The sequence below is a fragment of the Paenibacillus sp. FSL P4-0113 genome (assembly GCF_038009305.1).
GTDB lineage: Bacteria > Bacillota > Bacilli > Paenibacillales > Paenibacillaceae > Paenibacillus > Paenibacillus polymyxa_D.
The window spans coordinates 352110-367843 of record NZ_JBBPAZ010000001.1 but is presented as its reverse complement, the minus strand read 5'-3'; the positions used below and the strand labels follow the sequence as shown (position 1 = coordinate 367843).

The following is a 15734-nucleotide window of genomic DNA, read 5'->3' as shown; positions in this document are numbered from 1 at the left end:
AAAATCCCCTCATCAGTACGTAACTATTATAATGTAAACCCTTACTTTTGTCGCTCGTCTCCTTTTTCATTTCCACTTTTTATACATTTAAGTTGACTAACTAAAAGAATGTGGTACATTTAAAATTGCTTTTAAAAAACTTTGACTTGAATCAGAGGGTGATTTTACATGTGTGAACATACTTATCGAATTTTGTTGTTTTACAAATATGTCAACATTGAAGATCCTGCCACCTTTACGGCAGAGCATCTGGCTTACTGCAAGGAGCTGGGCGTCAAGGGAAGAATCTTGATTGCTGCGGAAGGAATCAACGGAACACTGTCTGGTACAGTAGAGCAAACGGAGCAATATATGCGTGATTTGCGCGCCAATCCGAAATTCCACGATATCGTTATTAAAATAGATGAGTCTGACGGTCATGCGTTCAAGAAAATATTTGTACGCCATCGTCAGGAGCTTGTTACGCTGCGTCATGAAGATGAGCTGGACCCTAATGAAATTAGCGGTAAGCGTCTGTCACCAAAGGAGTTTTATGAACAGCTTCAAGATGAAGATGTAGTTGTTCTGGACGGACGTAATGACTATGAATATGACATCGGTCATTTCCGCGGGGCTATTCGCCCCGAAGTCGAATCGTTCCGTGAATTTCCACAATGGATTCGCAACAATATGACTCAGTTCAAAGACAAGAAAATTCTGACGTACTGCACCGGAGGTATCCGTTGCGAAAAGTTATCGGGTCTTCTGATCAAAGAAGGATTTAACGATGTAGGCCAGTTGGATGGCGGCATTGTGACTTACAGCAAAGACCCGGAAGTACAAGGACGTTTGTTTGACGGTAAATGCTACGTATTTGACGAACGAATCTCGATTCCGATCAATCATACGGATGAGGACGTCATTGTCGGCAAGTGCTTCCATTGTGAAACGCCGAGCGATCATTATATCAACTGCCCAGTGTGCAATCTCCAGCATATTGCATGTCCGGATTGCGAAGAACAGCATCAGCACTATTGCTCTGACGATTGCCGAACCAAAGCGGAAACCGTAGCTACTGCATAAATTGGCAGTATCATTGGTTCATTATAATAAAAGGGATGCCCTATTAGCCGTTCATCATGGCTGTGGGCATCCCTTTTATTGTTTTCACAATAAGTGTCGTAGGCTTCATAGTATATACCTATGGCCTTGATTGTATTTTCATCTTGGACGGGCTCGAAAGTAGCGTCTTATAATGGAAAATGTCATTACAGAAAGGATGGGTGGAATTCATGATTCAAATCGTACTTTCAACTCTATTATCGGTTATCGTTCCGCTGTCCATTCCGGTGATCGCCGGATTTTTACTTGGAAAATTCATGAAGCTGGAAACGAAACCGCTCTCGACTTTGTATTTATATTTTTTAAGCCCCGCCATGATTCTGGACACGCTACTCAAAGCACAGCTTACCTGGCATGATGTGGCGCAGACTGCCGCTTTTTCAATATTAAACCTGCTGCTGTTGTGGGGAATTGCACAATTAGCAGGGAAAATCTTTAGACTGAGCACTCCGGAAACGGCTGGACTTACCTTAATCTCCACACTCACCAATAGTGCAAATTATGGCCTGCCCCTAATTTTACTTGCCTTTGGGCAGCTCGGTCTGGATAAAGCCTCCATGTATGTCGTCATCCAGATAATTATAGTCAATACCATTGGCGTTTATTTTGCAGCCCGCTCTGAATTTTCTGTTCAAAGTGCTGTTAAGTCGGTGTTTTCACTTCCTGCGATCTATGCAGCTCTACTCGCCATGGGACTGCGGCTACTGGACTGGCATCTTCCCTCAGGGATTCAATCAGGCGTCTCGATGATTGCTGCTGCCTATTCTCCGGTCGTGCTGGCGATTCTGGGTACCCAGATGGCTTATGTAAAAATATTTAAGTTGGAGTCGTCTATTAAAAAAGCCAGCTACGCCGGACTAACAATTCGGCTTCTACTCTCCCCACTTGCGGCTTGTCTTGCTATGCTGATACTGGGAATTTCAGGTCTTTTGTTCTCCGTTCTCTTCATTCTGGCCTCAATGCCGGTTGCTGTAAATGCTGTCATTTTAGCAGAAAAATTTAATGCATCGCCAAAACTGGTTTCCACCTGCATCCTGTGGAGCACGCTTGCCTCATTCCTGATATTGCCTATTCTGATTATGTTGGTGGCAGGTTAGCGAGAAAAAAAGACTCTCTACACCATAGAGAGCCATGCGCGATTCTGTCTCCATTCTACTTGCACAGGCGTTTCAAAAAAAGCACTAAGCGTTTCACTGCTTAGAATATCAGTCGTTTTACCTTTAGCAAATACCGTGCCCCGGCGGATTAAAATCGTATGCGTGTACATCGGTAGAATTTCTTCGATATGATGTGTAACATACAGTAAATTCGGCGAAGCCGGCGACTCCGATAACTGGCGAATGCTATCCAGCAATGCTTCCCGGGAAAAAAAGTCCAAACCATTACACGCCTCGTCCAAAATCAGTAGCTTGGGCGAGGCCATTAATGCGCGGGCGATAAGCACTTTCTGCTTTTCTCCCTGTGAGCATCCCTGATACAACCGATCCACGAGATGAGCACACCCCAGTTGCGTCATAAGCTGAACGGCCTGTTCATAATCTGTATCCGTCGTCTGATCATAAAGTCCAATGGAGGCAAATTTGCCACTAATAACAACATCCTGCGTACGCTGACTCCCATTAATTCTTTCCTGTAAAGAGGAACTGACCCAACCAATAGATTTGCGCAGCTCCCTCAGATCCACATCCCCAAAGGTATGGCCCAATACACCAACACTACCTGTGGTTGGCCATATGTAACCGTTAATCATATTGAGCATCGTTGTTTTACCTGACCCATTCAAGCCGAGTACAGCCCAGTGCTCTCCCTCAGCTACCTGCCAATTGATTTGATCTAGTATGGTGCGGTTATCTCTCTTCCAGCTTACATTGTTAAGTTCAATGACAGAATTCATGGCTGTACATCCTTTCTATTCGTCGTATCATCAGATGTTTATACGCATAGTAAAGATCATCATTAGTACGTCTAGCTTCTCTTTCATGTAAGCATAGCACAGGGTCACAGGTTGTTCAATTTTAAATAACCCACTCCATTGTTCATATAGGAGTGGGCTGGCAATGAAGCAATCCACTAATCAAGATACTTTTTCTTTTTTAGAATCCTTAATTACATTCTTATCTTTGTTCTTATCTTTATTTGTGTCTTTGCTTGGGACCCTAACCTTCCTTCTTTCATTAGCCAGTCGCCAATAGCCTAATACTTTACGGTACATGGACTTATCTGATAATTGGTTAAAAATATATGGGTCTGGCTTCGTATTCACCTCAATAATCCATGGGGTAAAGCGATGATCCAGTCCAATATCCACACCAATTTGCCGGAAATTTGGATATGTTTTTTGCAGTTGTTTGGCGATGGTAAGACCCAGTTCATTTAGTTTCTTGACCAGCTCCGCCTGTTTGCTTTGCGATAAATGGGATTTTAGTAACTGCTCCAAGGCCATCGGCTTGCCACCACTATGATAGTTAGTCACGATTTTACGGGGATGACCCAGACGTCCAATAATTCCAGTAGACTCCCATAGCCCTTTTTCATTACGCTGCACCATGACCCGAATATCAAAATAACGCATTTGATGGCGTAGTAAATGGATTCCCTTTTGAATAAGATAACTTTTCTTCCCCGTATGTTTCGATAGGCTGGTATATAGTGCATCCAAATGTTTAAATTCTTGACGCGTTTCCTCATATTGATAGGCGAAACGCTGGCCAGCCTCCTGCTCTACTCTCATTACACCTTTACCAAAGGTACCTCGCTCGGGTTTTACATAGACCATACCGTATTTCTCCAGCATTGACTTCAAATTTGCTTTGTTATATTTGCGAGTTTCTGGTACATAAGGTTTGATGCTTCCATTCTGAAGCAACAATTGGGTTTTATGCCATTTGCTGCGCGACGCCTGCGCTTGTGAAGAATTCACTTGCCCCTCTCCTCTCTACTCTCAGGTAGAACGCTCTTGTTAAAAAAGATCAATCTATCGTATGCGCTAACTCCCCATTCGAAGCTTCATCAGCCCTGTCCTGCATAGAAATGGACGTTTGACCTTGCCCGGTCGAAAGCGCCTGTCCAAGCATACGATATTGGGAGACGCTGGGAGCGTATATTTGCACATATAGGGAGTGAATAACATGTCAGCGCAATCGGATGGTCCACGGAAGGGTTCCCTTACAATCGATGTTCTGATTCCCGCAATTGATAAAGATATTGCCACACTACCGCTGGTAATTGACAGTCTGCGCCGTCACGTGCAGCACCGAATTGGAAATATTTATATCGTTTCACCGCAAAGCACCGGGATTCGCCGTCTGTGCGTAAACAAGAAATGTACATTTATAGACGAAAAAACGGTGCTGCCCATTACCAAAAAACATATCCATTACGGAACAACGCGCTGGGACCGTTCAGGCTGGCTGTATCAACAATTGCTCAAAATGAATGGCGACAAAATCAGTAAAGCCTCTTTTTTCCTCGTCATTGACGCGGACACGGTTTTGATTCGTCCACATACGTTCCGTAAAGACGGAAAAACGATTTTTTACTACCGCAGCTGGAGCCAGCCTGAGTATTTTCGCACCCATCACAAGCTGATGGGCGTTAAAGCTCCCTCACCAAAGTCCTTTGTTACTCATTATATGCTTTTTGAAAAAGCGCGGCTTACCCAGCTCAAGCAAGTTATCGAGGCCCGTCATGGAAAACCTTGGTACAACGCAATTATCCACAGTATAGACCGGACAAAACAGTTTGGGTTTTCCGAATATGAAACGTATGCCAACTATTTATACAGTAATCAGCCCTCTCGGATGATTTTGCGCAAGTCATTGAATAAAGCGCTTCATCGTCGGGCTTCTTCCCTGTCGCAAAAACAATTGGATGTCTTGGCTAAGAGCTATCGCTCCTTATCTTTTCATCAACGCAAGGTGTACCAGCTTACTCCAAAAACAAAGATTGAATCATCGCTAAAATAGTTTTTAAAATCCTGCAAAATGATGCAGTCCAAAATAGATCTGCATTGAAGGAGGAAACGTCCGTGCGCATCGTATTATTATGCGGTGGTGCCGGAAAACGGCTATGGCCACTATCCAACGAAATCCGGTCGAAGCTGTTTCTCCGGTTGTTGTCCGCTCCTGACGGGCATAAGGAATCTATGCTCGGTCGGGTGTACCGTCAGCTTACCTTAACCGGGCTGGATTCCTCTGCCCTGCTTCTGGCTCATCGGAGTCAGGTAAATCTAGCCTTTCGCCATACAGAAGGTCGTCTGCCCGTTCTGGGCGAGCCTGCCAAACGTGGAACCTTCACCGCTGCTGCACTGGCAGCTGCTTATTTTCACACCAGAGGCACAGGGCTGGATGAAGTTCTCTGCATTGCCCCAGCGGACATGTTTGCAGGAGAGGATTTCTTCCATAGCATAGCAGCGCTCTCCGGCATATTGTTTGAGAGCGGAGCCGATCTGGCTATGCTTGGGACAAGGCCCACTCATCCCTCCGACCAATACGGCTACGTCGTTCCGGGTCTGCAAATGATACGGGAAGGGAAAACTTCCTATGCGCAAGTTGCTCGCTTCACAGAAAAGCCGGATCTCCCCGGAGCACAACAGCTTATTCATCAGGGCGCGCTCTGGAACTGTGGTGTTTACGCTTTTACATTACGGTATATGTTGTCCTGTATGGAGCGAAGTGATCTGCCGCTGAACGATAAAGCATTATGCGCGATGTATGATAGCCTCCCCGTTCGCAGTTTCGACGAAGAGATTGCAGAGCGTGCCGAACATGCCATCGTCCTGCCCTACGATGGCGAATGGCACGACATCGGCAACTGGCAGGCTCTAACAGAGCAGCTAAACAGTCAAGTAATCGGGCGTGGACAGATTAGTGGGCAGACTCACGGCACGCATATCGTTAATGAGCTGCCCTATCCACTTCATGTCATTGGTGTGGAAGATATTATTGCTGCCGCGAGTCCCGATGGCATTCTCATTGCGTCCAAGAGCCATGCCCACGTAATCAAGGAGCAGCTAGGTAAACTTCAACTTCACCCCATGCATGGTGAAACCTCTTGGGGCAGTTACCGAGTGCTGGACGAATTTGATCATCGGAGTCTGAGCGATATACTGGCCATACGGCTGACGGTACTGCCAGATCAACGTTTGAATGGCCGTATTCACGGCAGTGGACTTAAAGTATGGACGATCGTGTCCGGCCGGGGAGAGGTCATGCTGAACGGAGAACGTTTTGCTGCGGCAAGCGGTTCTGTATTTAGCATTCCGGTCGATACGCATCACACAATCCGTGCCGATCTGGATACACCACTGGAGCTAATTGAGGTACGTCTGGGAAACAGCTTGGTGAACGCCTTCTATAAATCCGAGTCCTGACAACACATAGATCAGGATTTTGCAAAATTTGATTCCAGTCGCTCCAAAGTGCAATATATAGACGAACTAGACCATTTCGATCTATATATTGTTCATTGGAAGTCGCTTATTGGATTTTTGCAAAATCCTCAGATATAATGCACGCTACGGATTCTGAACGAAGGTCGCAGGTCGCACATAAAAAATCGCTCCTGAGCAAGGTGAAAAAGTCCTTGCTCCAGAAGCGATTTTATTTTGTGATGCAGTTACCTTTGACTATTCCGGCTTCTTTTAAAAAATGCTGAACGATCTCCAACTGATAGTGTATGCGTACTTTCTTGGGCAGGCTCCAACCCGTTTCCACGGTAACCGCGCGTGCACCTAAAATACGGGCTACAGCGGTGCGGGAGGAACCTGGAAGCTCATGCAGCCGAAGGTTGAAATGTCGGTCGCTCACCTGTATGGAGCGATTCATTCGCTTAATAACCCGACGAACCGCAGGAACCACCGGGTTGGCCTTGTTGGAGATTAGCGTTTGACCAAGCACCTCGGCATCCTTTTGTGACAATCCATTGGCCTCATGCAAGTCAAGATACCATTCAGGTTGATGCTTTTGTGTTAATTTGAATAGAGCAGCGGAAAGTGGTTGTGTTGCCAGCTGCTTTTTTTTGCGCGGAAAGGTTCGATTAAGATCAGGTATTCCTCTAATCCGTTTGCGGTAAGCCTTTTGGTTTACAATCGGTACAATTATAAGCTTACCCTGGCTAATTCGCAGTTTTTGCTGATTCAAAAGCTTCACCAGTTTCTCAGCAGCTCGTATGCTAGCTATTTCATTACCATGTATCCCCGCGACCACCATCACACACGGACCTTTCTGCCCCCCTGTGACTATATAATAAGGAGTTGCCCAAGAGCCATTTCCGAGCATATATCGTTTGACCTGCATCCCCTTCACCTCCGTATAGGCTGTCGTTGTCCTCTCTTCTGTTCTCGCCGACGGATGATTTCACGGTATAGTCTTAAGTAGTTACTGGTCATCTGTTTGTTGGTAAATCTTTGGTTGACATATGAACGAAGCTGCGCTGGTGACGGATAATTTTTTTGCTGTGCCTTTCCTGCCATTTGGCTAACTGATTTGCAAATCAACTGTGGAAAGCCCAAGAGTACCTCGGGAACGGAGCCATTTTTTAATGCCAGCACCGGTGTTCCACAAGCCATGGCCTCGACCATTACGAGTCCAAATGGCTCTTCCCACAGTGTCGGAAACAGCAGACACTCTGCATGTTTCAGCAGCTTCTGTTTCTGAGCACCTCCAACTGCACCTACATAGCGTATATTCGGATTACGCTGAATTCGTTTCTGAATCTCTTTACGGAAAAATTCTGGAGCTTTGATAGGACCTGCAATAAGCAGTTTTTTTCCTGTTCGTTCTGCAACCTGAATGGCCTGCAATACACCTTTATCTCGTATGATTCTGCCCATAAACAGCAAGTAGCCACGCTTCTCACTGCTGAACTCGTATTCATGGGTGTTGATACCATTATAGATATAAAAACCTTTGCCCCTGCCCATCAGCTGACGCGCTCGTTTACTGACATATACCGGGTTTTTACCGTGTCTCTTCACTGGAAGATGAACGGTGCATACTGATGGACAAGGCAGCTTCCTACGTCCCACAGAAGAACGAAAAGTATGATCATGAATGATATGTGTGTTGGAAGGCATATGCCGGAGTACATATTGGGGGATCTGACTTTGTTTCAAACCCTTGGGGTAGGTAATCAACCGCGCACTGCTCCTGCTCCCACGGGCGGCAAACAGCGATACATGATGCCCTCGTCTCACCAATTCCTCAGTTAATTCATGCACGACCTTTTCCGTTCCGCCTTTGTTAGAGGGTACCGGCTGTGCATCGGGATAGTTGGAAATGACCTGAACAATGGTTAGACGCCGTTTTTTGAGTGCTTTATTCTGCCTTGAAGCCATACGAATTCCCCTTCCTGACCGGAAATACGGTGTGATCCTTACGATGTCAACGGGAATCAGAGCATACTCCCGTACAAGTTATAAATTGTAGTATATAGGTATGTATATTTTGCGTGATTGCTTGTGCCAATCGTCTGCAAGTCGTTTTTTGCCATACGAGCCTATCTATAAGGGGAGTCTATACAATTTGTCAAGCTAAAATTAAGGAGAAAATTCTCATCGTTTTCTAATAAATGAGGACAAAGCGTTGGGGTAACAGGTTTGTAACCATGAGTGGTAAATTCCGGACATTTTATTTGTGTTATTGTCATTTCAGGACATCAACACAATACGAATAACGGAGGAATTTATATATGAAACGTACTTCAAAAAAATTGTGGATGGGTATTTGCTTTACTATGACTTTGGCATTGAGCGCAGGGAGCTTCGTCGTTGGGCCAGCCACCACTCATGCCGCTTCGGCAAGTAAAGCTGATCAGATTATTTCTAAAGGTTCCCAGTTTATGGGTGTGCGTTATGAGCATGGAGCCCCAGCAGGCAATACAAGATCTTTTGACTGCTCTTCGTTCACTCAATATGTATTTGCACAAAATGGCATCAAGCTTCCACGTTCGTCCAGACAGCAATCAACTGTTGGCACTTTCGTACCGCGTAGTCAGCTGAAAAAAGGCGATTTGGTCTTTTTCTATGCGCCAATTCATCATGTAGCCATTTACATGGGGAACGGCAAAATTCTGCATACGTATGGTAAAGGCGGCGTAACGGTTACAGATCTAAATTCGGGCTGGTGGAGCCGCAATTACACAACAGCACGTCGTGTCCTCTAGGATAAATTTTAGTTGATTCCCATCCACCGAATGCTTAACTTACAAATAACAATAAAAAGGGCTGTTCCGCGAGTAGATATTTCTACTGGAGGGACAGCCTTTCCTTTTGTCTTTGGGGCAGCGTGACGATGACTACCGTTCCTTCTCCTTCTACGCTCTCCATACGTATCGTACCCTGATGAGCATCTGTAATTGCCTTGGCAATCGGCAACCCCAGCCCGGTCCCTCCAGTTTTACGATGCCTGGAGCTATCTACCCGATAAAATCGTTCGAAGACCCGCTTGATCTCGCCCTCAGGTATTCCGATCCCATAATCCTTAACCCGGATATAGACATCCTTTTTATCTTTAGATAAGCCTATTTCAATCTCATCCGAGCTGTATTTTAATGCATTATCCAGTAGGATCACTAGCAATTGCTTCATTTTTGTCAGGTTGGCATCCAGCCAAATTTCTTTCTCTTCGGTTAAAATAGAAATTTGACGATCATGTACAGGCTTGAGATGCGCTACTACCTGTTGACAACAACCGATCATTTCTATCCGCTCATGCGGCTCAGGGTCTTTCTGCTGTGAGGAGGCAAGAGTCAGCAACTGCTGTGTCATCGTACGCATTCGCTGAGTTTCTTCATAGATCGATTCAATGGATTCCTTATGAATGTCCTCATCACGCGTGCCCCACCGCCGCAGCATGTTGGCATAGCCCTCAATAATCATAAGTGTGGTATTCAGTTCATGTGAGGCATCTGAAACAAACTGCTGCTGGCTCTGAAAGCTTTCTTCTAATCTCTCCATCATTCGGTTAAAAGTAGCGGTCATTTGGGACAATTCATCTTGATTATGACTGCCAGCGGGGATTTTTTTAAATTTTAAGCTTCTCTCAATTTCCTGCATCGTTTGAATACTACTGGAAATCGGCAGCAATATGGCATTCGCCAAAATCGTGCTCCCTACCAAACTTAGCATCATTGCTCCTACAGTCGAAGTGATGAGAATCGTATTTAAAATATCGAGATTGGTTTCGAGTGCATCCCATTTTTCCACGATCTCCAGCGTTCCCTTCTGATTGCCCTCCGGAGAAAGCACGGGGAGATGGATTACCAGAATTTTATGACCCTGTACATCAGTCAATTGAGAGCTTTGAGAAGTGTTAAAACGAATATCGCCCAGCTTAAAGCGTGACTGGCGACTTACTTCATACAGAAGTCGGGATTGCTGATCAAACACCCTCAGAATAGTATCTCCGGAAAGCTCATCTTTCAATTTTGGACTCCATGCATTCTTCAGAATCATGGTATGTCCGGTTTCGGCAATGATTTCAGTCCACTTATTTTGCAGCACTTCTCTTTCATTTCGCGTAGCGATTTTGACGAACAACAAATGAACCGTGACATCCACAAACAGGAGTATTATCATCACTAAAATAGAACTGAGCAGGGTGATTTTGGTCCGCAGCTTCAATGTTCTTCCTCCCTGATGCAGTACCCCACACCACGTACGGTTTTAATTAATTTCTTTTTGTATCCATGATCAATTTTTTTGCGAACATACCGGATATACACATCTACGACATTCGTATCACCAACAAAATCAAACCCCCACACGTTCTGAATCAATTCATCCCGCTGCAATACCTGATTTTTGTGCTCCATCAGATAGAGAAGCAGATCATATTCTTTGGGCGTCAGTTCGATTCGGTTTCCTTCCCGCACCACTGACCTAGTCTTGCGTTCCAACACCAAGCTATCCACTTGGAGCCTGGACGACAACTTGTCCTCTTTTTGTGAAGCGGTAGCTGTTGGCTCCATTTGATGCCTCATACTGGCCCGCATCCGCGCTAATAACTCCTCAATCTCAAAAGGCTTCGTAATGTAATCATTGGCACCTTCATCCAGACCTGAAACCTTATCAGGAGTCGTGTTACGTGCAGTGACCATAATTACTGGTGTATGATTGTTCACTTTTCGAATCTGCTTCAGCACCTCGACCCCGTTCATTTCCGGCAGCATGACATCCAGAATGATGATATCCCATGTACGTGCTAGAGCTTTTTCCAATCCTTCTCTGCCCGTTTGTGCGATTTCAACTGCATATCCTTCATGGGATAACTCCAACTGAAGCAATCTGGATATCTTCTCTTCATCATCAATGACCAGCACCGACTTTTCCATCGCAAAACCACCTATTTCTATAGAAAAAGCAAATGAGTAACGGAAATACATTCATTTTTTATTTGATTTTAAGCTTTTATCCGTGTAGTCGCTCTATAATATAACTTTGTTATTCAATTTTTTGATGTTAAGGAGTAATTTATTCATGTTAATTAATGTAGACTATGCTTTATTTCACTGGATCAATGAACTCGCTAATTCCCTCGCCTTTTTGAATGGAACCATGCGTTTCTTGGCGCAATATGCACCGTATTTATTCGGAGTGGCTTTGCTGATTTACTGGTTCACCTTTAAAATGCCGCATCGAATGATGGTTTTAGAAGCCGTTATAACGGTTTGTATCGGCTTTGTAATTAGTTGGGGTCTTGGACATTTGTTTTACAGAGATCGGCCTTTTGTCGGACATTCAGTCATTCAGCTTATTCATCATGATCCCAATGCTTCATTCCCGAGTAACCATGCACTTGGAGCGTTTTCTCTGGCTGCCATTTTATGGCTTCATCATCAAAAATTTCGTGTTCTCTGGGTTATTTTAGCTGTACTCATCGCAGTATCCCGCGTATGGACCGGAGTGCATTATCCCTCGGATATTTTGGCAGGTGCGCTTATTGGTGCAGGTTGTGCCATCGGCGTTCATCAATTCATTCGAAGTCGGAAGCTACCTGGCATCTTTATGCAGGCGGCTATTATATTTTATGAAAAATGGGAGCAGAAGCTGGGGCTCAAGCCTGGTGAACAGGCCAGAACCAAGATGACTGAACACACTTCCTCTGTCCAAATGAAAAGCAGACGCTAAAGCGTCTGCTTTATTTAGAAACTTCATTATTTATGCAACCCGTTATGCTGTGATTTAGAGCGAAGTGACAACATTCGTCGTTCTTCGTACCGCTGATAAAACCAAATACAAGCTGCCATCCAGCAGCCACTCATAAAATAGCCACCCACAACGTCGCTCGGATAATGTACGCCCAAATAAATGCGGCTCGTCCCGATTGCTACAATCAGCAGGCTGCTGAGTACAATAAGAAGGATACGCCCCAGCCTAGAAGGAACATGCTTCCACACTAAAAATGTCAGCGCCGCATACATGCTGAAAGCTGTCATGGAATGTCCGCTTGGAAAGCTGTATCCATTCTCTTCAATAATACGGTGAATCTCCGGTCTCGCACGCTGAAAAAGTACTTTCAGTATCGTATTCAGCATTACCGATCCCAATACACCAGCCGCCAAAAAAAGCAGTTCTCTGCGGTGTCCCAATACTCTATAGAGCACGAACATGGCCATTAAAACAATGATCACAACTGGAATTCCGCTGCCGATCATGGTGAAAAATTTCATTACACGGGTCATGGCGGGCGACTCCAGTTGTCCAATAGCCGAAATAATTTCCTGGTCAAAATGCCGAACTTGATGGTCACTCACCCATAATGCGATTAAGCCAAAACCGAATGCACATACTATACATGTGAGCAGAGCCAAGGAAATGGGCAGCTTTGTTGATGTTTGCTTCATTTTCTGTAGTTCCTCCATAATATTCATTGCGTGATAAAACAAAGTGCAGCATTAGCTTAGATATAGGTCTTACTTTGCCCACTTTTCCCTTATCATTTCATTAAAAGAATTAGTTGCATCCTCCACATAATGAAACCCGTTTTCAAAAAATATCACTTTCAGAATCATTTTATAATATAAGAAATTCATATTGACTACAAAATCGCAAGCGGACTGTAGCGAAAAAAGCAGCAACAAAAAAGGACGCCATTCAAGCCTTATAAACGGCTCGAATGACATCCTATGATTACACGTGGCATACTACAAACGTAATTCCCAAGTTAAACAAGCATCATCTACTAATTAGGTTGGTGTGACTTCTCCAAGTTTAACCTTACTCTCTGCTTCCTCTATTGGATAGCGTCTGCGGAACCACAGCGACTGAAGCAGCAAGAAGGTGCCGCTTACTGTCCAATATAATGGCATGGCAGCAGGGGCATTGAAGGAAAAGACCGCCATCATAATCGGTGAAAGATAGCCCATGATCGCAAATTGCTTGCGCTGGTCAGGCGTCATCTGAAACTGAGAAAGCTTGGCCTGTGCCAAGTATACAATTGCGACGACGATTGACAAAATCCAGTCCGGCTGTCCGAGCCGGAACCATAGGAAAGAGTGAGATGCGAGCTCCGGGGTTAAGCGGATTGCTGTATACATACCGCTCAAGATCGGGAGCTGAATGAGAATAGGCAGACAACCGATATTAAGCGGATTGAATTGATGTTCTTTGTAAAGCGACATCATTTCCTGCTGCATACTCTGCTGGCTGGTGGTATCTTTCTTGTTTTCATACTTCTTCTTAATTCGGTCCAAGTCGGGCTGCATAGCGCTCATCTTGCGCTTCATACCCTGCTGGGCACGCGTTTGACGCATCATAAGAGGCAGTAAGGCCAGACGGACAATGAATGTCAATGTCATAATCGCCAGCCCAAAGCTTCCACCAAACCATTGCGCCAATTGCTGAATAAGCCAAGAAAGCGGGAACACCACGTAATGATTAAAAAATCCGGGTGTCTGTGCATTTATCTCCGCAGCATTCGCACCACAACCAGACAGTAGCATGACCACCGCCAACGCTACCATTAATCCAAATATCCGTTCTTTTTTACCCCAAAAGGTGAATCCCTTGAATCGTTTCATATGTTCCTCCTCGTTGATTGGCTGTGCCATCGTTCAACGAGGGAGAACAATCGGATGCATCTTCATCCGGCGCTTCTTTACGCCGGATATGTCGGGCCAGCCGGACAGGCATGTCCTGTCCACGGGCAGACATCGGCATCTGCGGAGAGGCATGAGACCTCACGGGCCCACCTTCGACCCAGCATTCGGGTACATTGCCGTGCAAATGAGCGAGATACGTATAAGTCACTGTGCACAGCAAACCGATTGTAAATAAATAAGGGAGTAGGTCTTGAAGCTCAAACAAGGGATTCACCTCCTTCGGTTTGTTGCTACAATTATAGCACGAAACCGGACAAGCGACTAATCTTTAATTAGAGATACGGGTTGGATCACAAGCAACTGAAATAATTATTTCTGCTCCTTCGGTCTAATGCTCAAATCCGGTGGAAGGACGCTCTATATTACGGTAAAAACTTAACGGATAGCAAGCATACGATTCAATGCTAGTACAGCATCCTGTCTGATCTGAGCATCCACACGAATCACACCCACAGGCTCACCCCGGTCAAACTGTTCCATTGCCCACAGCAAATGGGGAAGATCGATCCGGTTCATGGTCAGGCAGGGACACATATCTGGATTGAGCGATTCAATGTGCTGTTCAGGGTACTGCTGCTTGATTCGTTGCACGAGATTCATTTCTGTGCCAACAGCCCATTGGGTCCCTGGCTCTGCCGCACGGATGGTATCGATGATGAATTTTGTGGAGCCCGCGCAATCTGCGAGCTGTACGACTTCATAAGAGCATTCGGGGTGAACGATGACCCGGACGTTCTTATCACGCTCGCGAACGTTGCGAATATGATCTACTGTAAACTTTTCATGAACGGAGCAATGCCCTTTCCATAAAATAATTTTTACGGTTGCTGGGTCCTGTTCAGTCTCAAGCTGATCTGTCATTGGATTCCACACGGCCATTTCATTTAGCGGAATTCCAAGATCGTAAGCTGTATTGCGACCTAAATGCTGATCCGGCAAAAACAAAATACGTTCCTTTTGCTTCAGCGCCCACTCCAGCACTTGCTTAGCATTCGAAGAAGTCACGGTAGCCCCACCATGCCGTCCTACAAAGGCTTTGATCTCTGCTGTGGAATTTACATATGTTAACGGAATGATCGTATCTCCTACCAACTCCTGTAAATGCTTCCATGCTCGTTCTGTCTGTTCCACATTCGCCATATCTGCCATCGAGCAACCTGCACGCATATCCGGCAGGACAACAGTCTGTCGATCGGTAGTCAGCATATCCGCTGTCTCCGCCATAAAATGTACCCCACAAAATACAATGAACTCCGCTTCCTGATTTTGTGCAGCCATTTGAGCAAGCTGTAGAGAATCTCCTGTTATATCAGCAAACTGAATAACCTCGTCCTTCTGATAGTGGTGGCCCGGTATAAGCAGCTTGGGTCCCCATTTTTGTTTCAGTTCGGCCACTCGCTGCTCCATTTCAGCAACCGTCAGTGTCTTATAATGCTCTGGCATAAGCCCTCGATTTCCTTGTAAAACGTCAAGCATAGACATTAGAATCCCTCCATATCGATGCGGCTGATCGTTCCGCTCTCAGCGAACAG

General features: G+C 45.3%; 16 protein-coding genes. 6 read left to right on the top strand and 10 right to left on the bottom strand.

Annotated features, from left to right (window positions below):
• Window positions 1-168 precede the first annotated feature (168 nt).
• Together trhO and MKX46_RS01415 are read left to right on the top strand one after the other, a co-directional pair.
• Entirely contained in the window at window positions 169-1062 is an 894-nt protein-coding gene (gene trhO, locus MKX46_RS01420) for an oxygen-dependent tRNA uridine(34) hydroxylase TrhO (RefSeq protein WP_209950193.1), read from the top strand.
• 209 nt (window positions 1063-1271) lie between these two features.
• Window positions 1272-2198, top strand: coding sequence for an AEC family transporter (locus tag MKX46_RS01415; RefSeq protein WP_341070793.1), 927 nt, complete (start codon window positions 1272-1274; stop codon window positions 2196-2198).
• Window positions 2199-2215: 17 nt separating this feature from the next.
• Here MKX46_RS01415 and MKX46_RS01410 read toward each other — a convergent pair whose 3' ends face one another.
• Both MKX46_RS01410 and MKX46_RS01405 read right to left on the bottom strand, forming a co-directional pair.
• Window positions 2216-2995, bottom strand: a complete 780-nt coding sequence (locus MKX46_RS01410; protein ID WP_029514871.1) for an ABC transporter ATP-binding protein — start codon at window positions 2993-2995, stop codon at window positions 2216-2218.
• Between the two features lie 180 nt (window positions 2996-3175).
• Window positions 3176-4021, bottom strand: coding sequence for a YheC/YheD family protein (locus MKX46_RS01405; protein WP_069011669.1), 846 nt, complete (start codon window positions 4019-4021; stop codon window positions 3176-3178).
• 208 nt (window positions 4022-4229) lie between these two features.
• Here MKX46_RS01405 and MKX46_RS01400 point away from each other — a divergent pair, with 208 nt between their 5' ends.
• Together MKX46_RS01400 and MKX46_RS01395 are read left to right on the top strand one after the other, a co-directional pair.
• A complete protein-coding gene (locus tag MKX46_RS01400; protein WP_029514869.1) occupies window positions 4230-5066 on the top strand; it encodes a DUF6492 family protein in 837 nt (278 codons plus the stop codon).
• Window positions 5067-5128: 62 nt separating this feature from the next.
• On the top strand, window positions 5129-6472 hold the full coding sequence (locus MKX46_RS01395) for a sugar phosphate nucleotidyltransferase (RefSeq protein WP_029514867.1): 1344 nt from the start codon (window positions 5129-5131) through the stop codon (window positions 6470-6472).
• Window positions 6473-6701: 229 nt separating this feature from the next.
• Here the strand turns inward: MKX46_RS01395 and MKX46_RS01390 are convergent, their stop codons facing one another.
• Window positions 6702-7397, bottom strand: a complete 696-nt coding sequence (locus MKX46_RS01390; RefSeq protein ID WP_069011670.1) for a succinylglutamate desuccinylase/aspartoacylase family protein — start codon at window positions 7395-7397, stop codon at window positions 6702-6704.
• A 5-nt stretch (window positions 7398-7402) separates the two neighbouring features.
• Window positions 7403-8437, bottom strand: a complete 1035-nt coding sequence (locus MKX46_RS01385) for a glycosyltransferase family 4 protein (protein WP_029514864.1) — start codon at window positions 8435-8437, stop codon at window positions 7403-7405.
• A gap of 353 nt (window positions 8438-8790) precedes the next feature.
• Here MKX46_RS01385 and MKX46_RS01380 point away from each other — a divergent pair, with 353 nt between their 5' ends.
• The gene (locus MKX46_RS01380) at window positions 8791-9264 is read left to right on the top strand and encodes a C40 family peptidase (RefSeq protein ID WP_029514862.1); all 474 of its coding nucleotides are present in this window, start codon (window positions 8791-8793) and stop codon (window positions 9262-9264) included.
• A gap of 82 nt (window positions 9265-9346) precedes the next feature.
• Here the strand turns inward: MKX46_RS01380 and MKX46_RS01375 are convergent, their stop codons facing one another.
• Both MKX46_RS01375 and MKX46_RS01370 read right to left on the bottom strand, forming a co-directional pair.
• Complete coding sequence (locus MKX46_RS01375) at window positions 9347-10723, bottom strand: sensor histidine kinase (RefSeq protein WP_029514860.1); 1377 nt, start codon at window positions 10721-10723, stop codon at window positions 9347-9349.
• Entirely contained in the window at window positions 10720-11433 is a 714-nt protein-coding gene (locus MKX46_RS01370) for a response regulator transcription factor (protein WP_069011671.1), read from the bottom strand. The genes MKX46_RS01375 and MKX46_RS01370 overlap by 4 nt, the downstream gene beginning before the upstream one ends.
• 145 nt (window positions 11434-11578) lie before the next feature.
• Between MKX46_RS01370 and MKX46_RS01365 the strand changes: the two genes are divergently transcribed.
• Entirely contained in the window at window positions 11579-12229 is a 651-nt protein-coding gene (locus MKX46_RS01365) for an undecaprenyl-diphosphatase (RefSeq protein ID WP_029514856.1), read from the top strand.
• 26 nt (window positions 12230-12255) lie between these two features.
• Here the strand turns inward: MKX46_RS01365 and MKX46_RS01360 are convergent, their stop codons facing one another.
• The 4 genes from MKX46_RS01360 to nadA form a co-directional block, all read right to left on the bottom strand.
• A complete protein-coding gene (locus MKX46_RS01360) occupies window positions 12256-12945 on the bottom strand; it encodes a phosphatase PAP2 family protein (protein WP_341070792.1) in 690 nt (229 codons plus the stop codon).
• Window positions 12946-13287: 342 nt separating this feature from the next.
• Window positions 13288-14121: a membrane protein insertase YidC gene (gene yidC / locus MKX46_RS01355; protein WP_069011673.1), complete on the bottom strand. Its 834-nt coding sequence runs from the start codon at window positions 14119-14121 to the stop codon at window positions 13288-13290.
• Window positions 14087-14416 carry a hypothetical protein gene (locus MKX46_RS01350; protein ID WP_223830783.1) on the bottom strand — a complete coding sequence of 110 codons (330 nt, stop codon included), beginning with the start codon at window positions 14414-14416 and terminating at the stop codon, window positions 14087-14089. Before MKX46_RS01350 ends, yidC begins: the two co-directional genes overlap by 35 nt.
• Window positions 14417-14577: 161 nt before the next feature.
• Window positions 14578-15684 (bottom strand): quinolinate synthase NadA, encoded by a 1107-nt coding sequence (nadA, locus tag MKX46_RS01345; protein WP_165150061.1) that lies wholly within the window; start codon window positions 15682-15684, stop codon window positions 14578-14580.
• Window positions 15685-15734: the final 50 nt, after the last annotated feature.

Excerpts from the sequence above, each read along its gene's own strand:
- trhO (WP_209950193.1), top strand. The coding sequence starts at position 169 with ATGTGTGAACATACTTATCGAATTTTGTTGTTTTACAAATATGTCAAC.
- MKX46_RS01415 (WP_341070793.1), top strand. The coding sequence starts at position 1,272 with ATGATTCAAATCGTACTTTCAACTCTATTATCGGTTATCGTTCCGCTG.
- MKX46_RS01410 (WP_029514871.1), bottom strand. The coding sequence starts at position 2,995 with ATGAATTCTGTCATTGAACTTAACAATGTAAGCTGGAAGAGAGATAAC.
- MKX46_RS01400 (WP_029514869.1), top strand. The coding sequence starts at position 4,230 with ATGTCAGCGCAATCGGATGGTCCACGGAAGGGTTCCCTTACAATCGAT.
- MKX46_RS01390 (WP_069011670.1), bottom strand. The coding sequence starts at position 7,397 with ATGCAGGTCAAACGATATATGCTCGGAAATGGCTCTTGGGCAACTCCT.
- MKX46_RS01385 (WP_029514864.1), bottom strand. The coding sequence starts at position 8,437 with ATGGCTTCAAGGCAGAATAAAGCACTCAAAAAACGGCGTCTAACCATT.
- MKX46_RS01380 (WP_029514862.1), top strand. The coding sequence starts at position 8,791 with ATGAAACGTACTTCAAAAAAATTGTGGATGGGTATTTGCTTTACTATG.
- MKX46_RS01370 (WP_069011671.1), bottom strand. The coding sequence starts at position 11,433 with ATGGAAAAGTCGGTGCTGGTCATTGATGATGAAGAGAAGATATCCAGA.
- MKX46_RS01365 (WP_029514856.1), top strand. The coding sequence starts at position 11,579 with ATGTTAATTAATGTAGACTATGCTTTATTTCACTGGATCAATGAACTC.
- MKX46_RS01360 (WP_341070792.1), bottom strand. The coding sequence starts at position 12,945 with ATGAAGCAAACATCAACAAAGCTGCCCATTTCCTTGGCTCTGCTCACA.
- yidC (WP_069011673.1), bottom strand. The coding sequence starts at position 14,121 with ATGAAACGATTCAAGGGATTCACCTTTTGGGGTAAAAAAGAACGGATA.
- nadA (WP_165150061.1), bottom strand. The coding sequence starts at position 15,684 with ATGTCTATGCTTGACGTTTTACAAGGAAATCGAGGGCTTATGCCAGAG.